12 protein-coding genes and 1 pseudogene are annotated in these 22,767 nt (G+C 46.2%); 4 read left to right on the top strand and 9 right to left on the bottom strand.

Translation table 11 applies throughout. The annotated features are described in order from the left end of the window. Positions 1-20: 20 nt before the first annotated feature. The 5 genes from NVIE_RS04515 to NVIE_RS04495 form a co-directional block, all read right to left on the bottom strand. On the bottom strand, positions 21-284 hold the full coding sequence (locus NVIE_RS04515; RefSeq protein WP_075054224.1) for a hypothetical protein: 264 nt from the start codon (positions 282-284) through the stop codon (positions 21-23). A 75-nt stretch (positions 285-359) separates the two neighbouring features. Further along, complete coding sequence (locus NVIE_RS04510) at positions 360-776, bottom strand: helix-turn-helix domain-containing protein (RefSeq protein ID WP_075054223.1); 417 nt, start codon at positions 774-776, stop codon at positions 360-362. Between the two features lie 222 nt (positions 777-998). Next, positions 999-1,289 (bottom strand): winged helix-turn-helix domain-containing protein, encoded by a 291-nt coding sequence (locus tag NVIE_RS04505; protein WP_075054222.1) that lies wholly within the window; start codon positions 1,287-1,289, stop codon positions 999-1,001. 16 nt (positions 1,290-1,305) lie between these two features. Further along, positions 1,306-2,508: a Cdc6/Cdc18 family protein gene (locus tag NVIE_RS04500; protein ID WP_075054221.1), complete on the bottom strand. Its 1,203-nt coding sequence runs from the start codon at positions 2,506-2,508 to the stop codon at positions 1,306-1,308. Between the two features lie 341 nt (positions 2,509-2,849). Then, positions 2,850-3,620 (bottom strand): DUF5131 family protein, encoded by a 771-nt coding sequence (locus tag NVIE_RS04495; RefSeq protein ID WP_075054220.1) that lies wholly within the window; start codon positions 3,618-3,620, stop codon positions 2,850-2,852. A 166-nt stretch (positions 3,621-3,786) separates the two neighbouring features. On the opposite strand from NVIE_RS04495, the gene NVIE_RS04490 reads away from it, so the two are divergent. Both NVIE_RS04490 and tcmP read left to right on the top strand, forming a co-directional pair. Then, positions 3,787-4,893 (top strand): SPL family radical SAM protein, encoded by a 1,107-nt coding sequence (locus tag NVIE_RS04490; protein WP_075054219.1) that lies wholly within the window; start codon positions 3,787-3,789, stop codon positions 4,891-4,893. A gap of 89 nt (positions 4,894-4,982) precedes the next feature. Then, the gene (tcmP, locus tag NVIE_RS04485) at positions 4,983-5,876 is read left to right on the top strand and encodes a three-Cys-motif partner protein TcmP (protein WP_144239493.1); all 894 of its coding nucleotides are present in this window, start codon (positions 4,983-4,985) and stop codon (positions 5,874-5,876) included. Between the two features lie 330 nt (positions 5,877-6,206). Here the strand turns inward: tcmP and NVIE_RS04480 are convergent, their stop codons facing one another. The 4 genes from NVIE_RS04480 to NVIE_RS04465 all read right to left on the bottom strand — a co-directional run bounded on the left by NVIE_RS04480 (position 6,207) and on the right by NVIE_RS04465 (position 18,463). Further along, positions 6,207-7,574, bottom strand: coding sequence for an HD domain-containing protein (locus NVIE_RS04480; protein ID WP_084790618.1), 1,368 nt, complete (start codon positions 7,572-7,574; stop codon positions 6,207-6,209). A gap of 56 nt (positions 7,575-7,630) precedes the next feature. Continuing rightward, positions 7,631-10,840, bottom strand: coding sequence for a helicase-related protein (locus NVIE_RS04475; RefSeq protein WP_075054216.1), 3,210 nt, complete (start codon positions 10,838-10,840; stop codon positions 7,631-7,633). A gap of 1 nt (position 10,841) precedes the next feature. Continuing rightward, on the bottom strand, positions 10,842-14,972 hold the full coding sequence (locus NVIE_RS04470; protein ID WP_075054215.1) for an Eco57I restriction-modification methylase domain-containing protein: 4,131 nt from the start codon (positions 14,970-14,972) through the stop codon (positions 10,842-10,844). 158 nt (positions 14,973-15,130) lie between these two features. Beyond that, entirely contained in the window at positions 15,131-18,463 is a 3,333-nt protein-coding gene (locus NVIE_RS04465; protein ID WP_075054214.1) for an ATP-dependent helicase, read from the bottom strand. Positions 18,464-18,586: 123 nt separating this feature from the next. Between NVIE_RS04465 and NVIE_RS16270 the strand changes: the two are divergent. Together NVIE_RS16270 and NVIE_RS04460 are read left to right on the top strand one after the other, a co-directional pair. Beyond that, positions 18,587-18,649 (top strand): annotated as a pseudogene (locus NVIE_RS16270) (zinc-ribbon domain-containing protein); the annotation flags it as partial. 105 nt (positions 18,650-18,754) lie between these two features. Then, a complete protein-coding gene (locus tag NVIE_RS04460; protein ID WP_084790616.1) occupies positions 18,755-22,627 on the top strand; it encodes an AAA domain-containing protein in 3,873 nt (1,290 codons plus the stop codon). The last annotated feature ends 140 nt before the right edge of the window (positions 22,628-22,767 follow it).

Below are 22,767 nucleotides of genomic sequence, written 5' to 3'. Positions count from 1 at the left end.
GATATCCGGACATCCCCCTTTCACCGCCCTGAAAAAAACGAGTCAGCTTCTATGTGGCCGCTTGCTATTTCTGCAAAGGATTGTTTCTGGCAAAAACCGATGACCTCTTCAAGCTCTGGATCACCGCTCACAAATCTGCCAGCATAACCGAACTTGCCTGCCAGAATCTTTACTTCCTGTCCTCGTCCCCTGTCTATGATTTGATAGCAGCCCCGGTCGTTGTGGCAGCTGCTATTCAGCGCGGCTTGCTTGAAAACGTTCCAGTCTTTTATGATGTAGACCATCTGTCTTCAAGCAGTACTATATACCTGCAAAAGCGGTTAAACTTTTATTGCATCACGCGCAAATTTCGTGCGTAACTAACTTTTCCGGGTCGACAAAATGACCGTGCTGGTGCGGGAGAGCGAATAAAGCAGCGGGAACCTCCTTTTGTTCAAAGTCCATAGCCTGCTGCGTTCATCCTTTAAAGCAAAGCCGTGCTGTTCTAGTCTTTCTAGCGAACGGTGAGCAGTGCTGGCGTTTATGCCAAATGCATCTGCAACTTCTTTTGCCCTAACGTCTTTTTCAAGCAGGTATGTCGCAACCTTCATGATGGTTTCTCCTTTGCCGCCAAGAGTACAGAGCGCTTTTACTTCTTGTACAATGTCTGCAGAATGTGCGACCGGCATGAGGAGCCTTTCCATGCTGCCCTCAAGCTTGTGTTCTACCATCTGCACAAGCCTTTCAGAGTAGACGGCGAGGTACGCCGTCCCCTTCCCATCACCAGCCGCAGACAATTGTCGCTCAGGACTGGGAGAGGAGGCGAGGTTTTAAGCAGTGCAGTACATCCAGCCCCTCCCCCTACCCAGCTGCAGTTTTTTCATGAAATGTGCAAATGTTATGGATCTTTTACATATCAAAATCGTACATGAGCTTCATACAGAAAGGCTAACCGATTAAAGCGAGAGCCGCAAAATTCTGCAATTTTTGTGGGGTAAATGCAAGAATAAACTGCTAGTTTAGGAGATACTGCGCCTAAGAAATTCAGCGAAAAGTAACGCGGGTCCACTATCGTTAAAGGAGTACAAGGTAACTCCGCCGCCAACAGCTCTCACAAGTTTAGCCTCCACAAGTATCTTCATGTGCTTTGAGACTTCCTTGGCAGAAACGTTGGTTGCTGATGATATCTTGTATTTGCTAAAGCCGGTACCATGATTAACTGCTAGAAGAACGAGTATTCTTATCCTGACCCGGGACGACAGAATCTGTTCTATCCAATTGGACTTTGCATTATCATCGTTTATTGCCAAGTCACTCGTTCCGACTTTAATCAGAATGCTCTTTTGCTACCATGGGTTCAAGCACTTCTAGCAGGATTACGATAGGGACGTCATGGATGCTTGCTCCCAGCTGTTGTTTAGATTTTGCATGTTTGGTGTCCAGGAATCCTATCCTTGACAGGTCAAGCAGGTATTCCCTAACAGTCTGACTGTCAACAGGGTCGCATTTGTAAGTCTCGCACAGTACGTGGTATTCATCGATTATCTCTGTCAGGCTCACATAGATGTTGGATTCTATTCTCAAGAGGTTCGCCACAGCTTGAAGTACGACTTTCTCATCCCTTGGCAAGGACAGCAGGTCTTCGCTTCTGACCTTTGGGTCGGTCATAGATTTGGCCATCCTGACATGCTCTGGGATAATCCTGTTCATCCCAAAGTTATCGGCACATTTGCCTGCCTTCCACAGTATCTGTATCGCATAGTACGCATCGCCTACCGAACACGTCATATCTGCAATAAAGTCAATTATGTCATCGGGAACCGATCCGTCTGTTTTGAATGCCATCTGCACCCTCTGGCTGATGATGTCTACAAGCTGCTCTTTGGTGTAAGGCTCCATCTTCAGCGTTCTTGCGCCAAAGGTCCTGTGGAGCTTGCCACGCTCAAGCTCTGCCATGCTGCCAATGTTACAGTCTCTTACCACGAAGATTATTGCCAGCCGCTTTGGTTTTGAAAGCTCTTCTCTGTATCTGGTCAGCTGCTCGATCAGGTCTTCACCAGTCCTCTTGATGAACCAGTCGACTTCGTCCAGCGTAAGCAAAAGGTACTTGTCGTTGGCTTCAAGCTGCCTGTACATCTCCCTGAACATCAGGTCAGGGCTCAAGCCCTTGACATCTGCGCCTGTCGTGGAACGTACTATCTGCTGCATCAAAGCATGCATGTTTGTGACAAACTTGCAGTTGATGTGCACGTATTTCAGGTCGATGCCTTTTGACTTGAGCATGTCTGCAGCTATGCCGCCAAAAGTCTTTGTTATGGATGTCTTGCCAGTTCCTGACCTGCTGTAGATGAGGGCAACAGGCGAGGCTTTACCAGGTGTTTCTATCAAGGACCTGAAAAATAATGCTAGTGAACCTATCTCTTTCTCCCTGTGCATCAGGCTATCAGGGGTATACTCTACGTCCAGCACTGATTCGTCCTTGAATATGGTATGTTTTTGAAGTATGTCTTGGACAATATTTTTAGCCATGACGATGTTCTCGACTCCTATTCAGCGGATCACGCCGCAACTGGCACGCGGCGCCTTTCTATTATCGGATGACACGTAAAGCACAGACCGCATCTGGTGCAGATAAGCGATTTTCGCTTACCGCAACCCTTGCATTCATGATAGGACGGCTTGATGGGACCGAGAAACTCATGCATGACTGCAGGACCGCCCGTTAGCAAATAAAGCTGGGGACACTTTGGGGGGAGGGGGGGCCCTTTGGCTGCTTCTGGTAACTCTTCAGTCTGGCTTAAAAATCTGCGATTGTCGATATTCGATGGTTGCGCTTGGGGGACCAACAACTTGAGTGCTTGGATAACAAGTCAGATCCTCGTATGTGTATTTTCTTGAACTGGGAACACCGATATCTTTCCTTCAGTCGGCATGCTTGGATACTCGTTCCATTCTTTGCCATCCAATAAGCGCCCTCTGGCCGTGGGAGTCTTGCCTCCCCACTGTTTGAAGAAAAACGCCACGTTTTGCTGCGCACATTGCTCTTGTATTTCCTTTATCCATTCAATCTTTACGTCTCGAAAATAAGGCCCGCTTTCTCCACCGACAATTGCCCAAGAAATACCCTTTAGGTTGACTTCGCTTATCGGCCCTAAAAGGGGTTCAAAACTGACAAACCTGATCCTGCATGGAACCTTTCTCAGGATATCGATTCTCTTCTTGTAGAGATCAAGTTCTACGGACGTTCCAAGCCAAATGTGATCAGAGACCTTCCCGTACTTTTTTGTGAACGCAAGCATCCGCTCTGGCCTTTTTGTCAGCACCTGATAGATGTGCCAATCGGCCTTCTCCATAATTTCAAAACACTTGAGGAGATAATCGTCGGGCATTGATTCATGGAACAGGTCCGACATGCTATTCACAAAGATCTTTCTTGGTTTCTTCCACTTTAAAGGAACGTCGAGAGCATCCGGGTGTAAAGTAAAACTGAATCCTGATTTGTATTTTGGATTACCCATTCTTTTTAGTCTTAAAGAGAGGCGTTCCGCGTAACAGTTTCTACATCCTGGAGAAACTTTTGAGCAACCTGTACTAGGGTTCCATGTCGCATCGGTCCACTGTATGGCAGACTTGTCTCCCATGAACTAGTCGAATCTTAGTCGAATAAACTGCTTAATAAATTCGAGGAATTCTGCGCCAGCGGACACCCCCTCCCCCTCACGGCATAGCTACGTTTTATACCACATCAACCAATTCCGGTGTAGTTGTAATTGTCTTGCAGACATCCTTCAAGGAGCATGATTACTCTTGAAAGATAATCTTGATGATTTCGACAAGAGTCAGAATACCCCTACGGTTAGACAGAGAAAAGCCGCGTACAAGGCTTGGAAGACAATACGCAAAAAGAAGAGAGAGATTGTAGGGAAAGATACTCTGAAGATAGACCCCTTTTTAACAGTCAATAGGCTTGCGTCATTGGTTCACCCCGAGACTGAAGGGCGTGCCCCGAGTGAAACAAAAAATGCGTCCTATGGGAGAGGTATAATTGGACTATTTCACAAGACCCCCCCAGATATTGGATGTGGAGAATTCTGGGAAGTAAGGTGGGCCTTTGGTTGTCCACTGGACTGTTCGTATTGCTATCTTAGAGGAACAAACCGCGGAAATATGCGGCCCCGTTTTGTCAAGCCGGATTCAGTACTGAAAGCGTTGGATGGGGTATTTGGTGACCCAACTTTCAATTACGGAAAACCTGCTATCTTCAATACCGGCGAATTGTCGGACTCCCTCATGAAACCTGAACTTATGCGTCAAATAGTGGATAAATTTGAAGAGCAAAAGAAGCACAAGGTGCTGCTACTTACAAAGATGGGACCCAAGAGTATCGGGTTCCTACTCGAAAAGCCGCGTCGCAACACCATTTGTGCTTGGAGTATCAATGCCATTGACGTAGCGAAACGATGGGAAAAGGCTGCTCCTAGCCCGGAGGAAAGAATAAGGGCTGCAAGTATGGTTTCTTCCAAAGGGTATGAAGTCAGAGTTAGAATTGACCCTATGTTTCCTGTTCCCGACTGGAAGCAACAATATGAGGACTTGGTTTTTAGGATCATCTCTGAATTTGAGCCACGCCGCATTATTCTCGGAACTCCTAGAGGCCTTTGGAAAACCATACACTATGCAGAAAAGTCAGGAACAGACATGGAATGGGCTTCATTTTTTGCAGAAGATACCGGTTGGGGCAAGAAGATCAGCACCACAACTAGGCTAGAGATGTACAGGTTCATGTTCGACAAGCTGCATTCACTTGGCTACCCGCTGGACAAAGTAAGCATCTGCAAAGAGACAACAGCACTACTATCCAAACTTGGCATAAAGTTCAAGCCATTAACATGCCAGTGTTATGGGCAGGAATAGTTTAGTTGAGTGCCCGCAATAATACCCGAAGTGGCGGCAAAAGCCCCAGTCGTAAGCCAAAAACATACCTTGACTGGTGGATAGAAAGATTGGAGGAACTTCATGGTTTTGAAGACGAAGCGAAGCAGTTGTATGGAACGACGAAGCAGGCTATGCCTGCCGACTCTTGGGCCATTCTTAAACTCGCTTTTCTTGGAAATTACGTTGACATGTACACAAGCATAGTCAAGAGTAGAATAGGTCGAATGTACTATCTGGAAACGAATGCCGGCTGCGGTCTCAATAAGATTGAGGATGTGGATAACGCCATAGTCTTTGGCTCCCCGATGGTTGCGATGAAAAAAGCTAGAAAAGCCTTTGACGGCTATGTCCTGGTTGAAAAGGAAAAATCATATTGTGAGGCTCTTCAGAAACTGATGCCGTCGGCGCACATAATTAATGGCGACGTCAACAGTGACATCAACAACCCCGGGGGCCACGGACTGAGACACGCTCTTTCACTTGTGCCACGAAATACGCCCATCTTGGCGTTTGTAGACCCTTACGGAATGGATGTACGATGGCGTACTCTTGAGTTGCTTTTGGACGCTTGGAGCGATGTAATAATCAACTTCCAGTCCGTGCAGCGGGTCGTGGGCTCTGTCGACTATAACGTCAAGTATGCGTCTACGTTAACAGATTTCTTTGGAACCAACGCATGGCAGCAGTGTAGGACAAACGGGGAATTCTTGGAGCTCTACATGTCGCAGATAAGACAACACAAGGATGTTGTGATACCAATCAAAATTCAGGGGCGAGGTGGCTATTACTATCATCTTATTGTTGCCGTCAAGAAAACAAGAGGTCCGCAGGATTGGATTGAGTTCATTCACCGGACTAAAGACTCTGTTGAAAGAGCAGATGCGAATGATGTCGAGAAATTCATGAATGTTTTTGCCAAGAAGCAAGGAACCCTTGATGACTTGTTTAAAGGCAGTAGTTGAATAAGCAATATTGGTTACAGCTTGATTAATCCCGACACGATTCCTTTGTAAAAACAAGCTCGCCAAGCATTCTTGTCCTACGCAGCATTCGCTAAACCCTTCATGAAAGGTGTCAGAAGCTTGTCTAAAAGTAGGATCCCCGCAAACCTTTGTGTTGTAGGATAAGATTCAGAGGCACGCCATCAGAATACGGTTGAATTGACCTGGATCAGAAAATGCAGCTGATGACCCTGTGCGAAAACAAGGTTGACAAATACGAGTGGGCAAGGGGGCGTCTAATCGACCACATATTCAATTCTTGGGATCGATGTTGGGCCTACGGTGGCACAATCACATGTGCACTTCGGCCACGCTGCCTGAAAAGACGTCTTTTGCAGCCTTTACAAGGGCAGCCTTGTCCTTTTGACCGTGCTTTTTGTCAATGTATACTCGCAACCAGGTATGGAAAGGGCTGTGCATGTACAGGTCATGAATAAAGTTCCAGCTTTCTACCGAGTCGGTGTCGTGGTTGTAGATGTCCACCTCTGCAATGTTTCTGAACGGGTTTAGTGGTGTTTCAGGGATGTAAAAGCCGGTGACGTAAAAATTCAACTCGTTACCAACCCTTTCCCCTATCTTCTGCTGAATAGCCTTCTGATACTGTTCGCTCCTGAGGAGTTCTATGAGGAGGGATTCGTTTATGGGCTTTTGTTCTTCGTAGGCTAGGCGCCATGGAATCCTCCTGTTCATGTAGTCTCTCGTCATCTGGCTTGTTGTTTTATCGCTGCTGTTCTTTAGCATCTGGAGGAGGCTCTCTTCGTCAAGGTCGACGTACTTGTTCAGGTCCTCGACGTACGGCAGGATTGTGTCTGAAGCCCTCTCCAGTATGTCCCTTATCATTCTGTCTGCAGCACTGTTGGTCCTGTGGTAGTAGACGGTATCGAACATCTGATGCCTAGCAAAGAAGAATGAAATCAGCGCTGCCTTGGATCGTTTCTCAAGGCACATCTTGTCGCCGACGATTCTGGAAGTCAAGATGAGCCTCTGCCATGCAACCTTTCCATATTCTACGCCTGTATGGTACGAGTCTCTGAGCAAATAGTCGGTGGTGTCTGCGCTGTACGGGCCCTTTATTATCTGCAGAAGCGCCTTCTCGATTGGATTAAACTTGGAAAGTGAGTCCTCCTGAGCCTTTATGACATCTCTGATGGAAAGGCCTGTTGCTTTGAATTCCTTTGATGAGAATCCCTTGTGTATTTCGTCGTTTTCTTTAATGATCCTGATAGACAGCTTTTCATGGTTCATTCCAATCTTGGACATCACAGCTGTGTCAAAGGTGTGGGAAAATGGACCATGCCCTACGTCGTGGAAGAGTGCCCAGAGCCTGACAAGCCGCTTGTAATGCAGTTTTTCGGCGTGTTTCAGGACACCATTATCGACCAGCTGTTCAAGTACATTTTCAGCAAAATACGATGTAATATGGAATACCCCGAGAGTGTGCTCGAATCTGGTATGGTTTGCACCCGGATAGACAAAGTGTGCAGTCTGCAGCTGCTTTACCCTTCGCAACCTCTGAAAGATTGGAGTATCGAGAAAGAGCTTCTCATGGGGTTCCAGGTTTATTGGTCCATGAACTGGGTCGTGGACGAATTCCCTTACCGGAGATTTCAGCTCCTCACGCTGACTCACAAACCCTGGATCCGTTACCTTCTTTGTCATGGATATTTCAGGTAGCAACAGCTATGTTTTAGGGATTACTGCCCTGGTAAGAAATTCTATGCAAGCATATTCCAGTCTCTAAATGACGGATTAGAGAGGAACATACAACCTACCAGCACCAAGTCTTCAGGTTTCACTTCTTTGGGTGCCAGGGATTCCCGTGTCTTGATTTTGTATTGTTCAAACAACTTGTTCAGCGACGTTACAAGATTGTGTATGTCTTGATTGTTCTGATACGACTCGTACATTTTCTTAAAATCGTTATCCCATGCGGTAAAGTTTGCACTGGTTATTATGGAATACACCGGAAGGATCTCTTCTTTCGTAGCTTTCCCTGTATGGACTGCCTGGAATAGAATACTTACCAACTCGTGTTGATATTTTGGTTTAATTTTCTGAGTTTTTTTAGCATTAAATGGAGCATTAACTGCTATCAATATTTCCTGACGTGCCTTTTCGTCTATAATCTTTAGTTGCCTAAATAATTCGTAGCCTTCCAGCGGTATCGTCAACTGTTCTTCTTCCTCGCACTTTAGCAGCCTGAATATCCAGTTAATGTCGCCCACGTGTTCAATACGTTTGACCTTGTAATCAAAGAACAGGAAATGAATAGAGTCTTTACTGTGTTTTTCCCTATAGGCTAGCACGACTCCACTCTCTTGTGAATTCCTTCCGCTTCTCTTTCCATAGGGTATTCCCTTTAGCTCCTTCTCGCCCACCTTCTTTAGGTAGCTTAGGATGGTCTGATAGGGCGTCATCAACGGAAGCAGCTCGGAGCTGCGTTCCATGTCGTCGAGAAGCGAGGCATCTTCTTTCTTGATTTTCTCAAATGCATTAAAGTTCTTTGGCGATTCTTTTTCCCCCAGTATCGAGGATTCTACTCCCACCGTGCCTGCTGCCTTTTGAATCTTCTTGGTCAGCTTTACGAGCAGCCCCAGTTCGTCTTCAAGTTCCTTTTCCGGAAAGAATACTGCCGACGTAACTTCTGGAAATTGGGTTGTGAGGCGGTCAACCCTGCCAACACGTTGTACAATCTTCATCGGATTCCATGGCAGGTCGTAATTAATCGCATAGTTGGCATCTTGGAGGTTCTGACCTTCACTGAGAACCTCTGAAGAAACAAGAATGTCAGCTTCTCTTTCTATTACTTTGTTTTCAGGATTGTTCGAACGCGGGGCAAATTCCATCAAAATTTTCCTTCTTGTTTCGGGGTTAGTTCTCCCTGTAAGAATCAAGACCTTCTTATCAGGCATGTTTTTCTTCAAGTCGTCGTAGACATAGTTAGCAGTGTCTACGAACTGCGTAAAGACCACCGCTTTCTTTCCCCCCTCTTCAAAGATCCTGTCTTTTATGAACAAGTGCTTCAGGGCATTTAGCTTCGAGTCTGCCCACGGTTGCATCTTGGACAGATTTTCCTTGAGCGGTTCCAGTTTCTTGATATCCTGCCGCAGCTCTTTTTGCATCCGTTTAATGTCAAGACCCTTTACCGGTTCAAGCTCTATCTTGGCAAGTTCTTCCAAGAACCTATCGTCGTCAAACTCTTCTTCATCCTGATATTCAGAGAGTATCTCGTGAAATTTCTTGTTGTTAAGGACTTTTCCTTCATCAAGGACCGCGGAGAAAGTAGTATAGAATCTAAGCAGCCTGTCAATACTTTTCCTGATAGCTTCTGCGCTGCTTTCAAATCTCTTTAGTAGTCCATATTTCTGCAACGAAGCACGTTGTTCGACTTCTTTCTTTTCCTCCTCTTCAATGTCAATACGATATGCATCAACCCTGTATGGAACAAGGTTCAGGTTGTCAATTGTTTCTATGACCTGACTGTAAATTTCAGTACCAAAAAGCTCGGTTAGACTGTACTGCACCTTTGTCAGTCGTCGTTGCGGGAAGGTGATTTTCCTGTCATTCAGTGTTGCCTCAGGATAGTTCTCCTTGATGAAGGACCTTGTACGTCTGATCATAATTTCGTCAAGGAGCCTGACAATATCCTCTATACCGCTTGCAAGTTGTTTTCTGTCCGCACTTACAAAATATGCCTTCAAGTCGCCTATTCCAAGGTCTGCAAAATGGGTGTCATCTCCTGCCGTAATGAGGCTTAATTGGTTGTACAGGTCCATGAGAGAATTGTTCACCGGGGTGGCAGTCATCAAAATGACTTGCTTCTTTTTTCCACCTGCCAGCACCTTCATGATGTTGTTATGCCTCTTGGTAGAAGCAGAGCGATAATTGTGACTCTCATCTACAATGACGACGTCATAATCAAGATAATCAGTTGGATCAAAAGAGTCGGTTCCAGTCACTTCCAAAGATTTGTTCTTTGTCTTGATGCTCTCCTCCAACAGTCTTGGCTCCCATACGGAGTCAAGAACCTGTCTTGGTGCAACAAGGAGAACTTTTTTCCTTCTAACTGAAGCCAGTTCTCTCAACAGCGATAGGCCGATGTGGGTCTTTCCAAGCCCTGTTGAATCAGCTATTATTACTCCGCCATACTTGTCCAGTATGCGGAGCGCAGAGACCACCGCATCTCTCTGAAACTCGGTTAATTCGACCCTTGCCGCCTTTGCTTTTTCAAGTTCCTCTAGTCGTGGGCGATAGTATTCATAGAGGAGTTTCATATACATCAGGTATGGCTCAAGCGGATGGCCGAACTTGGATTCTTCCAGTGTCTTGATTAGTTCGGCTTTGGCATCCTCGGCATCTATCCACCGTTTCTCAAACCATTCTTTGACTTCTTTTATTGCGGAAGCCTGGTACAATACTGCGTTAAGCTCAACATTGTGCTTCAGGCCAGCAGCAGTGAGGTTGCTTGAACCGACTACTGCGGAATCGTCAAGTATGTAGCACTTTGAATGATTGAACCGGTTCTTGTTAGTCTTGACCTCTACCTTATTTTGTTTCAAGAAAGCAACTAGGTCGTCAACGGTTTTTGCAGACTCCCACTCTAGAGTCATGCCTGACAGTTCTTTGGCTACGGAATATTCTTGGTCGGCAGTCTTGTCTATCGTCTCTATCTGTTCTTCAAAGCTTTTTGCATCATTTTCTTCCTTGATGGCCTCTTTACCAAAAAGCATCCTTAGTTTGAATTCCGGACGTTTGGTAAACTCCCATAAAGATTCTCGAAGAAGATTGTATCCTGCAACGTTAAAGTACCCTGATGAGATATCGATTGCTCCATTATTCTTGAAGTTCTTTAGCTCTTCATTAAGAAATGCGGCCATGGTATACTTGTCTTTGTCATTATCTATGATGTCTCTTTTTCCGGCCAATTCAATTTTCTCCTTTATCTGTCGCATCAAAATACCCAAGAGCTCTTTTTCTAACTTCTCCGTTGAATTTTCGGATCAGAGTATCATCCCACTTGACTTCGGTGATGTCCTTCAATTTATCGTCTTCCTCAAATCCTGTAAATGTCGAAAGTATGTATTCATATTCTTGACGGCTCAAGCCGTAATGGTAAGCAACCAATGCATCAAGTTTGGCAGTCAATTCAATTCTTTTCTTAATGTCCACACTACCATATCCAGACCGTGCGGTTTTTGCAAGTTCCGCAAATCGTTCGTCCGGACTGCTTAATTCTGCAGATATCTTTACAATTTCATTGACAAGAGCATTGTTTTTCCTCGACGGCACCGGCGTCTGTTCGATGTAAAAGAAGTTGAGGTGCATTGTAATGCGTCTTCTTATGAGAAAGTCAAATGTAGTAGAATTAAATATTCCTGCAAGATACGCTATCGTTTTAAGATACTCTCCTTCTAACAATAATTCGCCGTTATATCTAGGAATTATTACCGGTGCTGTATTTGCGACAAATGTGTGTTTTGGTATTATACATGCAATCATTCCGCGAACGTTTGTTGATGCAGCTACGTCACGGAACACGAGTCTTGGAACTTGGTGGATTTCCTTATTAAATCTGCCATATTCTCGTATCTTCGAGGTCCATTCTAATCCTTTCACCGATGAGACGCTAAGTGTTGGCTTTTCGTAATTTAATATGAACTGGTGGAAACACTTTCCTTCAAACAGTTGCCATCCTCTTCCGAGTTGTTCGAACAACCCAGCTGCATTTGTCCTGTGCATCTCAGTTACGAATTTGAAAGTCCATTTGCCATCATCAATTCCTTCTGACAGAAGCGGATGGTTATTGTAAAGTTTTGAGAATATTTCAAATTCATTTATCCCTTTAATTTCCGGTATGGAGAAACTACTTGGGGAAACCAATTGAATGAATTGTCGAGATAGTTTCACAATTTTATCATGCTCTATATCAGAGTCAAGGAAAGCCATTTCGTGAACATAGAATGCCGCCGGGAAATCTTGTGACGGTTCAGCATTGTCGACTACCAGCGTTACAAATTTGTAGCTTCTGTGAACATCGGGGAAGATGCCTTTGGCATTTTCAAATTCATACAAGTGCCTTATTCGTCTTTCAAGCAATGCGGTTCTAAGTGTCTTTGCTCCTTCGTTGATTACGATGCCCGAGGGAATGACCATAGAAAGGGTTCCATTTTTTGCTTGAAGCGTAAGGGCGCGCTCCAAAAAGAGTTTCCACATATCAGTATCTCCCCCGCCCCTTCGAACATACTGGCCTGATAATTTGTAAAACGATACTTTTCTCTCAATACGCTCTGTGTAGTCTCTGAAAGCTTTGGCAATAGATGCGTCATTTATCAATTTACGTTTTACCTTTTCTTTTTCTGGTTTACTTCTCAATCTTCGAAACTGTGGATAATATTGGGAAAAGAAGTCATCGTCTTCCGGCTTTACTGCATCCCACGGAGGATTCATCACCACAAGATCAAACCCTCTTCTTTCGTCAGAAAATGCATCGGGAAATTCTAGTTCCCAATGGAAGAAGCGATATTTCTCTGCATATTCCATCACTTTCTTTATCGGTGCAGACCACGAGACCTTGTCAATGTTTCCCAATCTGACGGTATCTTCGACTAGCTTCAAATTCCGGGGCAGCTTGTCAGCCAGCTCAGGGTCAATAACTGATGCAGCTTGCATGTCTAGCAATACCTTGAGAGGTTTGTTCTTTTCCTTGAAATCTTCGTAGCTGCCCTTGCTCTTTTTCACCTCATCCATCGTCAAGTCTGCAGGATAGCTGATTCTTTGCAGGATATCCCCGATAGATTCAACGTTATCCGTCCAGACATCAAGGGTTGTGCTATCCTGACCTTTGGTCTTCAGATTATTCATCCATAGCCCTATCAAGCTATCTCCCGCCCTGATGTGGTGGTCCAAGAAGGTCAGCGGAGTACCTATTGTGAAGGAGTCGAGCCAGAGCGACAGCTTCGCTAACTCCACTGCAAGAGGATTGATGTCAACTCCAAAGACACACCTCTTCATAACGCGCCTTTTTAAAATGACATTGAATGTTAAAAGTTCTCTGTCAAGCTTGATGCCTTTCTTTTCCTGTTCAAGAATGATCTCCTCTCTGTCTTTGCCAATTTCACTAGCTAGTGGCGCGTCCGGGTGTCTTTCCAGGATGCCCATAATCCATCTTGTAATCTCGTCGACGACACTAACGAGAAAATGGCCGCTCCCCATAGCAGGGTCAACAACTTGGATGTCAAGTAGAACTTCCGTAGACTTTATCGCTGCTTCTTCGCTTCTAGTCTTGTGCCAGACATCCAGCTGTTGAACGAACTTTTTTTCTCTATCAGCAAAAATTGGTTCAAGACCTTTCTTGACCAGGAACTTTACGATCTTGTCTGGAGTATAGTAACTGCCAGTTCCTTTCCTTGCCAGACCTCCTGACGTAAGGTAAATGTCTCCTCTCTCGATGATGCGTTCTGGTTTACCCTTAAGATCCGAGATAAATGACATGTCTAAAATTTCATCCTTGATAATGACCAGGTCTGTTTGGGCTTGGCTTACAGTATATTCAAGAAGCGCTTCATATAGAGACCCAAGCTGCCTTACGCCAAGATTCTGATAATCGATACCTTTGCCATCGATCTCTGTCAATGCTCGTAATGCGGGGACAAGATGTTTGTTCAACACTTCTAGGCTGTCGATATCCTTGTCGTGTTCAAAGAGCGCTCCGTCATATTGCGGCACGTTGACATTGGGATCCCCGCTGCTGATTGCCTTGAAAAGATTTTGCAAAGCCTGCCATGCTTGGGCACCATTTCCTTCCTTTTCTAGTGAGGGAAGTCGCTCTCTTAACTTGCTCATGGAAATGTGTTCGTATCTCGAGTCGCCTGTGGGCAGCAAATTACGGGATTCAGCATATAATATGAATAATAGTCTGTAAAGCAGTTTTAGCGCTCTTTTCTTTCCTTCTGCCAGCACTTCCTCCGAGTATTTCTTTGAGGGTGAATGCTTGATGACGGCACGTACCAGGTCAAGAAAGAGTTGCTTTTCAAAGACTTTATTCCTAAGGTTATCTTCGAGTTCTTTGGCATACTGTATTCCTTCTTCAAAGATAACATCTAGGTCAGATTCGCTGCCTTTCGGCTCCAAGGCGTTGGCACTAAACAATGAGAGGAAATACTTGAGCTTGGGATCTTTTTCGTCAGTTATACCATCGATGTCAACTTCAAAGTAATTAGTGCTTGCCGAAGAGACTTTTGAGGAATACAGTCGCCATAAACGACCGTTGGTAAGGATGGCCCATTGACAACGGTCAAGAGCGGCAACGGCCTGAACACTGGGAACAGACCTGTCGTCGCTTCTCATTACATCCAGGTTTTCTGCATCGGCGGCTATAGCTACAACAGTCGTTAATCGGTTAGACCCGGAAAATAATTCGTATTCGATGTTCCCGCCGCCGCTTATCTTGTTGCTATTTGCTCTGTATCCAAGGGCGTTAAGTACGGTGGAAACCGCTGAAAAATCCGACGGTATTCCATAAGGAAACTTGGACAAGAATCCCGCACTTTCTGATTGAATATTCCTCTTTCTGTCTGAAAGCGTCTTGTCGAGCCTTTCACGCAAAAAGTAGTTTGAAAACAGTCCTCGATTGATAAAATAGCGCTCTGCGCCGGACTTTAGTTCATCAACTACTGTGCTAATTGACATGTGCGCTGACAGCTGGTCCGAAGTAAAGTTGTTCTTGCGAAGAACGTTTACTACTCTGTCAAAGTCTTCCTCGGTCCGTAGAGGCAAGATTAAGGGTTGCTCGCCTTTCTGCTTGTTGACTCTTTTGATGCAAAGAACAACAGCACTGTCAAGTTCCGCAATTATTACATAGGTGTCTGCCTGTATGCCTCCAACAAAACTTCTGATATCTACAACCTTCCCTCTTGGGGCATTTATTTTGAATATGGGAAAAACAGTCTCGATGGAAAATGCTTTCCAGACATTCGGTGCAGGTTTTTGGGAGAAGTTGAAGGGTGCAGGGTGGAACGATGCAGGTTCAAGGCCTAATGCCTGTATGATCAGGTTCACATAGTGATTTCCTGCAGCCACGCCCCACTATCTCGCAAGGTTCTATAAGACTTTTTGTTGAGGCGCATGGAGGTTTTCATGTTCGACGTCTCGCCGCTCTGACTAGAAGGCGCATGAGCGAAAGTTCTTGTTATGTCGGGCGCAATAGTCATTCCTTCCTATTCTTCATCTTCAATTTCCTTCGCATCGCATATGCTCTTGTAGTCACAGTATTTGCAGGTAAAGTAATCCGGAACAGGGTCGAACCTCTCGTTCAATATTCCGTCGATGAGCACTTCCATCTCTCTTCTGACAGGCTCTACACTCCCGGGAGTCACAAGGTATGAAACCTTCTCTTCTTTCCGGAGATAAAGCAGTGATGCAGATACCGGCAGCTTCCCGTAGAGCTTTTGGATTGCGATGCAGTAGGCGTTCATCTGAATGTCTTTTTTTATCTGGCTCGCATTCAGACCTGACCTGCTTGTCTTGTAGTCAAAGACTTCGTATTCTCCATCAGGCGTCAGGTCTACTCTGTCGATAACTCCGACCAGCTTTTTGCCAGAAATTTCAATCTCAAAATTCTTCTCTGCAGCAAAAGGAGTGTAACCTTCTCTGACTCTCTGCTCGCACCATCTGACATAGAATTCGAGCATCTTCTCGGCGCTTGTGCGGTCCTCTTCCTCAGCCTTTGCCGTTTGATAGGTGCTTGAAACCCAGTACCTGTCAAGGAGACCTATTGCATCTTGCTTTGTCGGAAGGTATCCTTGCTCGTTTATCTGCCTCTTTGTCAGGACTTCGACTACCGAATGGACTGCCTTTCCAAGGTCAAAGAACGTCTTTGGAAGCGTGGGCACCTCAAGCACCCGGGAGAATTTGTACTGGAGGGGGCAGTCCTGGTACGTATTCAGAGATGATGCACTGAAATGCATGCTGTCCTTCTCCAAGAGGGACGCGTGCTCGCTCTTTAGCTGAGCCTCGACGTGATTTCTGTCAACAGATATGTCTGGCGAAATTATCTGGTCGATCCTAAAGTCAGAAAGCGGTTTTCCTGACTGGTAGTGGAGTATCATGGCAAGCTCTATCACCTTTTCAACCGCGCTCTTTAGCTGCATCTGGTTGACAAATTTCGTGGCCAGCAACTGGTATTCGTGTTTGAGTTGCTCTACTTTGCTATCAGAGACAAGCACCGGCGCCTCAGTTGCCGCATCATAGCTGACAAGTTCTACAAGCCGGTTGTTCTCAAAATTTAGTTCAACCAGAAACTTGGAAGGCTTTGTCTTTCGAACGTTATCGCCATAAATCTCGGCCAGTGTAAGGAAAAGGTGGTGCTGCGCCCTTGTCATTGCCACATACAGCAGGCGTCTCTCTTCTTGCAGGTACAGTTCCTTTTCGTCAAGGTCTCTGAATTTCAGCCCGCGTGAAAGGTCGCTTGGGCAGTAGAACTTTTTCTCTCTAAATTGTAGCGGTAATTTCCTGTCTGCAACGTCTACTACAAAGACGATAGGAAACTCTTTGCCCTTGCTCTGGTGTATCGTAGTTACTATTATCGAATCTGCCTCCTCCTCACCCTGCCTTATCTCGATGTCAAAGTCGCTCATCAGGTTCAAGTGGTCCAAAAAGTCTTTCAGGGCCGGGCGCTTGGCTATGGCCTCAAACTCTTGCGCTATCTTGAGAAATTCATGCAGAATCAGGCGGTTGCGTATGGATTCCTCAGAGCTGTCGTTAAGCGCCCTCTTGTACAGGTCTGTCTTGGACATTACGAGTTCAAATACAAACTGGCCTACGGGAGACTTGTTCCGCAGTCCCACTATTGCCCTTATCTGGTAAACAATGTCTTTTATCAGGTCCTTCTGGGTTATGACCTGCGACACCGATGAAGAATCGGGGTCTGCGACCAGCTGCTCCATCACGTCGTAGACAAAGTCTGTCCCGTAGTTGCGGTTGTTGTCGGCATCTTCTTTTGCAGAAATCCCGCTCTCCGTCCTGTCAATTCTCTTTACCAGTTCTCTGGCCTTTGCCTTCGCCGCGTGGTTGATTATCTTGACGTTCTGTTCAGTTACCCCGTGGTTTATCATTATGCGGGCAATCTCTATGCCATTTCCAAGGGGATCGTCTGCCACCCGTAGGTAAGCCAGCAAATCCCGGATTACAGGAGTTGAAAATATCCTTGCTTCTCCAATGAACGTGCATGGCAGACCGTGTGCCTTGATTGCCCTTGCAAACTTTATTCCCTCAAGCCTCCTTCTTGAAAGGACGGCGATGTCCCTATACGTTATCGGCGAGATGGCACCGTCACGTCTTTTGAGCTCCTTGCCCAGAAGGTCGTTCTTTATCTTGTTGACTACAAAGTCTATTTCTGCCGCGTCCGTGGCGCACCTTGCAACTATCACCTTTCCACCATCTTCATTCTCAGAGAAGAGGCCCTTGCTGACCCTGTTTGGAACCGGATCGAGAAGTTGCTTTGCAAGCGCGACGACGTTCTTTGTGCTGCGGTAGTTCCTCTCGAGTTTAATCGTAGTCGCATTCTCCTTAAAGTGATCCCTGAAATCGTCGAAAACGGTAAGATATGCGCCTCTGAATCTGTATATGCTCTGGTCGTCGTCTCCTACCACTGTTACGTTGCCGCTCGGGCACAAGAGCTTGACCAGCTCCAGCTGCGCATAGTTGTTGTCCTGGAATTCGTCAACCAAGACGTGTGCGTATCTGTTCTGGTAGCGTCTGAGTACATCCGGACGGCTCTTGAACAGTTCAATGACTACCTGTATCATGTCGTCGTAATCGATAAGCGACTCTTTTCGCTTGAATTGCTCGTATCTTTCGTAGACCTTCTGCAGGTCCTCCAGCTGGCTTAGGAAGGCAATTTTCTCGTCTATCTCTGCAGAGTTATTCCCATTTTCCTCATCAGCGCCGCTCCTTTCCTTTGCTTTCCTCCTTTTGTCCTGTTTGGAAGGCGCAGAGGCGTTCTCTGGCATAGTTGCCCCGTCCGACGCATTCTTCTTCAGCTGTTCGAGTTCCGCTTTCTTTTCTGTCAGGTATTCTTTCAGTCTTGCAGGGCTGACCAGCTCGTCTCTAAACGCGCTAATTCCGTCAACGATGGATTCTATGACATCAACCGCATTGTTTCCCACTTCGATATATTCAAAGTTGAAACTATCGATGTTCTTGAGCCCCCATACCAGCTGGTTGGTCCTTGAAATCAACCCGGATTTGAAACTCACGCCTGTTTCAAGAACGCTATCTTCAAGAATAGACAGACAGAAGGAATGGAAGGTTGAAGTTTCAACTTCAGTTGTACCTGCTTCTTTTTTAATACGACTCTGCATTTCAGCGGCAGCCTTGTCAGAAAATGTTAGACACAAGATCTCTGCTGGCCTGAATCCCTTTGTGATGAGATGTTTTACTCGCTCTACGATTACCCTTGTCTTGCCACTCCCCGGTCCAGCGACAACGAGCAGTGGACCACCTTCGTGCTCGACGGCCTTCCTCTGCTCTTCATTCAGGCTGACAGCCATGACCAAATTCTAGATTCTGTCTATATAAAACTACTAGGATCAAAGGGCGGTAGGCAAACACGCAGGCGTAAAAAATCTTAAACTTTATCAGCCCATGTCTTATGAGGTAAGTAGAGTATAGTTTTGCCTTACTGCACTAACTGCGGGCAACAAATCCCGGATAAAGCGAATTTCTGTCCAACTTGCGGAGTGCGACAAAATTGGACGCAGGCCCAGAGTGTTGCCGCAGAGGCTAAGGTAGGTAGCGAAGTGCCTTCTGATGTTCGCGCAGGTGATTTTCCTCAGACCAGCATGCAAGCAAAGACAGTAGACAATGACGCCCAACAGTCAGCATTGTACAAGAAACTTGAACGTTACCGCGACAAGCTCCTCCAGATAGAAAGCAGAAATCGATCTATAACGCTACGCCGCATATACGACAAGTGGTGCTTCGATTTATCTAAGATTATAGTCAGAGGTAGCAGCCTGGCGGAAAAAGTAGCCGAAAGGGCACTTCTTGGCAAGAATGGGGTTTGTGTTGTTGCAGACTCGGACGACTCGGAGCTTGCTGAAAAGTCCAAGGTGAAGCTAAAGTCACTTTATCGAAACATCACACAGGTAGAACGCGAAACTGGATTGAAGGACAACTATCTGGGTTTTCCGTTTCTTGAAGGTCATATCGGTCAGGACACCTATGTCAGAGCACCACTGGTACTTTTTCCTATGTCCCTAGAGCGCCGAGAAAATGGAAAGCCGCCGGGCTGGTATGCCTCGTTTTCGAAGGACAAGAGTCCGATATTGAACCGGGCGTTACTTGTGGCATTAAAAAAGATCGGTGGATATTCATTTTCAGAATCGTTTTATGATGAGTTCGAGGATCTATTGGATCTTGCAGATGAACGGCAGAACCTGAACAACGGTGACAAAGGCACTGGCAAGAATCATGATGTTGAATCGCTCTTCTTGCAGGGGCTAATCGACCTGCTAATCAGGAATAACATTCCCTTGAAGTCGTCCGAGAATAGGCTCGAAAAGATCGAGACGTTGGAACCAGTCTCGTCTCAAGACGAATCTACCATGCCCAGACAGGGCCTCCATCTTGTGAACTTCAAAATTATTGGCAACTTTCCACAAGGCAACACTGCAATCTATGCAGATTATGAAGAGTTGCTGAAGAAGGTCCTGTCTGGCGAAATCAATCTTGGCGTTATAGATGACTTGCTGGAGGCACCAGCAACAGAAGATATCTGGAGCGAAGGAAACGGAGACAAAGAAGCCGAATCGGTGGTTCTTGACGACATTTCTGCAATGGACCTAAATATTGCACTTGATAGCGATTCCAGTCAAGACAGTGTCATAGTGGCTGCCCACAACAATGAATGTACAGTTGTACGCGGGCCTCCCGGAACGGGCAAGTCGCAGGTCATAGTAAACCTGATCGCTGATGCCTTGGCCAAGGGAAAGAAGGTGCTTGTCATCTGCCAGAAGAGGGCCGCTCTTGACGTCGTTTACCAACGTCTTGACAAGGTAGGCCTTGGAAAGTATGCTGCATTGCTGCACGATCCCGTAACAGATAGGCAGGAACTGTACCAACAACTCGGAAGATTGCTGAGTCCGACGGGCATAAACAGTGTCAATCCAGGTTCTATGAAGTCAAGGTTTGATGCCGTTTCTCAGGAGATAGATAAGATTGTGGGCATGCAAAGACGCATCGTGGACGCCTTGTGGAAGGAGTATTTTGGAGGCCTAACAGTGCACCAGCTCTACATAGCGGCCAAACCCGGATACGTACCTCGACTTGACTTGTCCAAAATTGCAGCTAGCACCAGTTACCTAGATTTACCACAGTTACTTGAAGCAATCAAGAACGCTGAAGATAGCTGCAAAAGATTCGATAACATCACACATCCGTGGGTTCATAGAAAAGACTTCTCTGTACTTGGGTTCAACGACAAGAACGGGATCAGTGAAATACTGAGAACCCTTGTAACGCAGCTTGGCAGCAAGGAGCCAGAACCCCTCGTTGCCTCCACCATGCATGACCAGAACGTCCTCTTGGAAGCACTCCGCATTCTTGAGAGCGAACGTGGAATGTTCCGCAAGTTGAAGGGGCGATGGGTTGAAGCCCATTCCAATGCAAAGAGGATACTCGGCGTACAAGACGTCCGTGACGACCCGCTATGGGTAACCCGCATGATACAGCGGGCAAAAGGAGGTCTGGAGATATGGAGGAACATCGAGAACCTGTCGAAATATCTGAATGAGTCTGGATTTGATGGGATCAATTCGATGATTTCCACCGGCCGGCTGGCCGACCTGCACTCAAGGTTTTCAGAAATGCATGAATCTCTTGCAGATTTCGATGCCCTCCAAGCATACGATGCAAGAAAAGCCGCTATGACACCCATGCAGAGAAAAGTCCTTCAGGAATGCACAATGAAATTGATGTCGGAAACCAACTGGGCAGATGTGGTAAGGGAGGAGTTCTATGCCCATTGGATCGATTACATTGAGCGAGAAAACCCTGCCTTGAAAGGCCAGCCCTTCGAGACATATCTACAAAACCGTGAACGACTTGCCAAGCTCTTGAAAGAACATAAGAATCTGGTGGTCCAGAGGATTGCTGCTCAAATAGAAGCAGGGATAGTGAAACCCGGTCTAACTCCCGGCGGAAAGAGGTCGTATCGGGCAGAATATGTGCAATGGAGCAAACTGGCAGACGAATTTGACAAGAAAAGACACGTCCTCCCAGTCAGAATGCTGATAGAGAAGTACGAGTCAGTAATATTCAATGTCGCACCTTGCTGGCTCGTGTCACCTGAAGCGGCATCTACAATATTCCCGCTGAAACGGAACCTATTTGATTTCATCATCTTCGACGAAGCGAGTCAGTCTGCTGTAGAACGGTCCCTGCCGTCGCTGTACCGGGGAGGAAATGTAGTGATAATGGGAGACGAGAAACAGCTCCGTCCGTTCGATCTGTTCAGAGTCAGAGACGATGACGAAAGTTTAGAAGAGGAGCTCGTGGACGAAACTATGCTTTCTGAGAGCTTGCTAGTTCTTGCCAAGAGGATTTATGGGCCCCGATACCTTGCGTGGCATTACCGGTCAAAATACCAAGAGCTTATTGACTTCTCGAATCACGCTTTCTACGATGGACATCTTCAGGTGTCCCCCAACATACTGAAGGTTCCTGCCGAACCGCCAATAAGGTGGATACAGTGCGGGAATGGTGTCTGGACCGATAGAAAGAACATTCCGGAGGCAGAGTTGGTGATAGATGAAGTCAAAAGAATCTTGACAGACGATAGGAAAAATACGAAGCACCAGTCGATAGGCATAATCACTTTCAATGAATCCCAGCAAATAGCAATACTGGATGAAATAGACAGGAGGCGTAAACAGGATCCGGAATTTGACACGCTTTACGGTGAGGCTGAAAACCCAGAGAGCAACTTGCTGGATGATAGACCGTTCGTCAAGAACATAGAGAACGTGCAGGGAGACGAGCGCGATATCATCATTTTCTCGGTAGGATATGCGCGGGATCCGGATGGAAATCTGCACATTAGGTTTGGCTCGCTTAACCAAGAGGGCGGAGAGAACCGTCTGAATGTCGCTGTGACGCGTGCCAGAAAGGAAATAGTCGTTGTATGCTCAATTGATCCGGACGAGCTTCGAACTGACGCAGCCAAAAATAGCGGGCCAAAGAGACTGAAAGACTATTTGCGATACGCAAAGGCAATCAGCGAGAACAATCGTCAGAGTGCAGGCGTCATACTTGCCTCGCTATATAACGGTTTTAAACGAGAAAATTCCGCCAGCGGCTTTCTATTCGAGAGTCCATTTGAAGAGATGGTTCATGATCGTCTGACCCAGATAGGTTACACGGTGGATACCCAGGTAGGCTATTCGGGTTACAAAATAGACTTGGCGGTTGTGCATCCGGATGAACCTTTCCGCTATATCATCGGCATAGAATGCGACGGAGCAACTTTCCATTCTGCTAAGAGCACCCGAGAAAGGGATGTGATGCGTCAAGAATTCTTGGAGAGTAGGGGGTGGGTGGTGGAAAGGATATGGAGCAGGAACTGGTGGCGCAATCCCCGTGGGGAGATCGAGAGAATACGTGACAGGATCGAGGGACTGAGAGGTCAGTCAGCCGGCAGAATTACCAAAGAATAGCCACCATCATCATTTAATGGCAGCGCACGTGGGAGAGGGGGAACATAAAGCGGTAATGATTCTACACTTGCTTTTCAGTCCGGGTTTCTAATCCCTTATACCACAGTCCAAAAGATACAATCATCTGGACTGTTGCAGAT

This window comes from Nitrososphaera viennensis EN76 (assembly GCF_000698785.1).
Classification (GTDB): Archaea; Thermoproteota; Nitrososphaeria; order Nitrososphaerales; family Nitrososphaeraceae; genus Nitrososphaera; species Nitrososphaera viennensis.
Note: the sequence above shows the minus strand (reverse complement) of the source record. Positions and strands in the feature narration are given on the sequence as shown.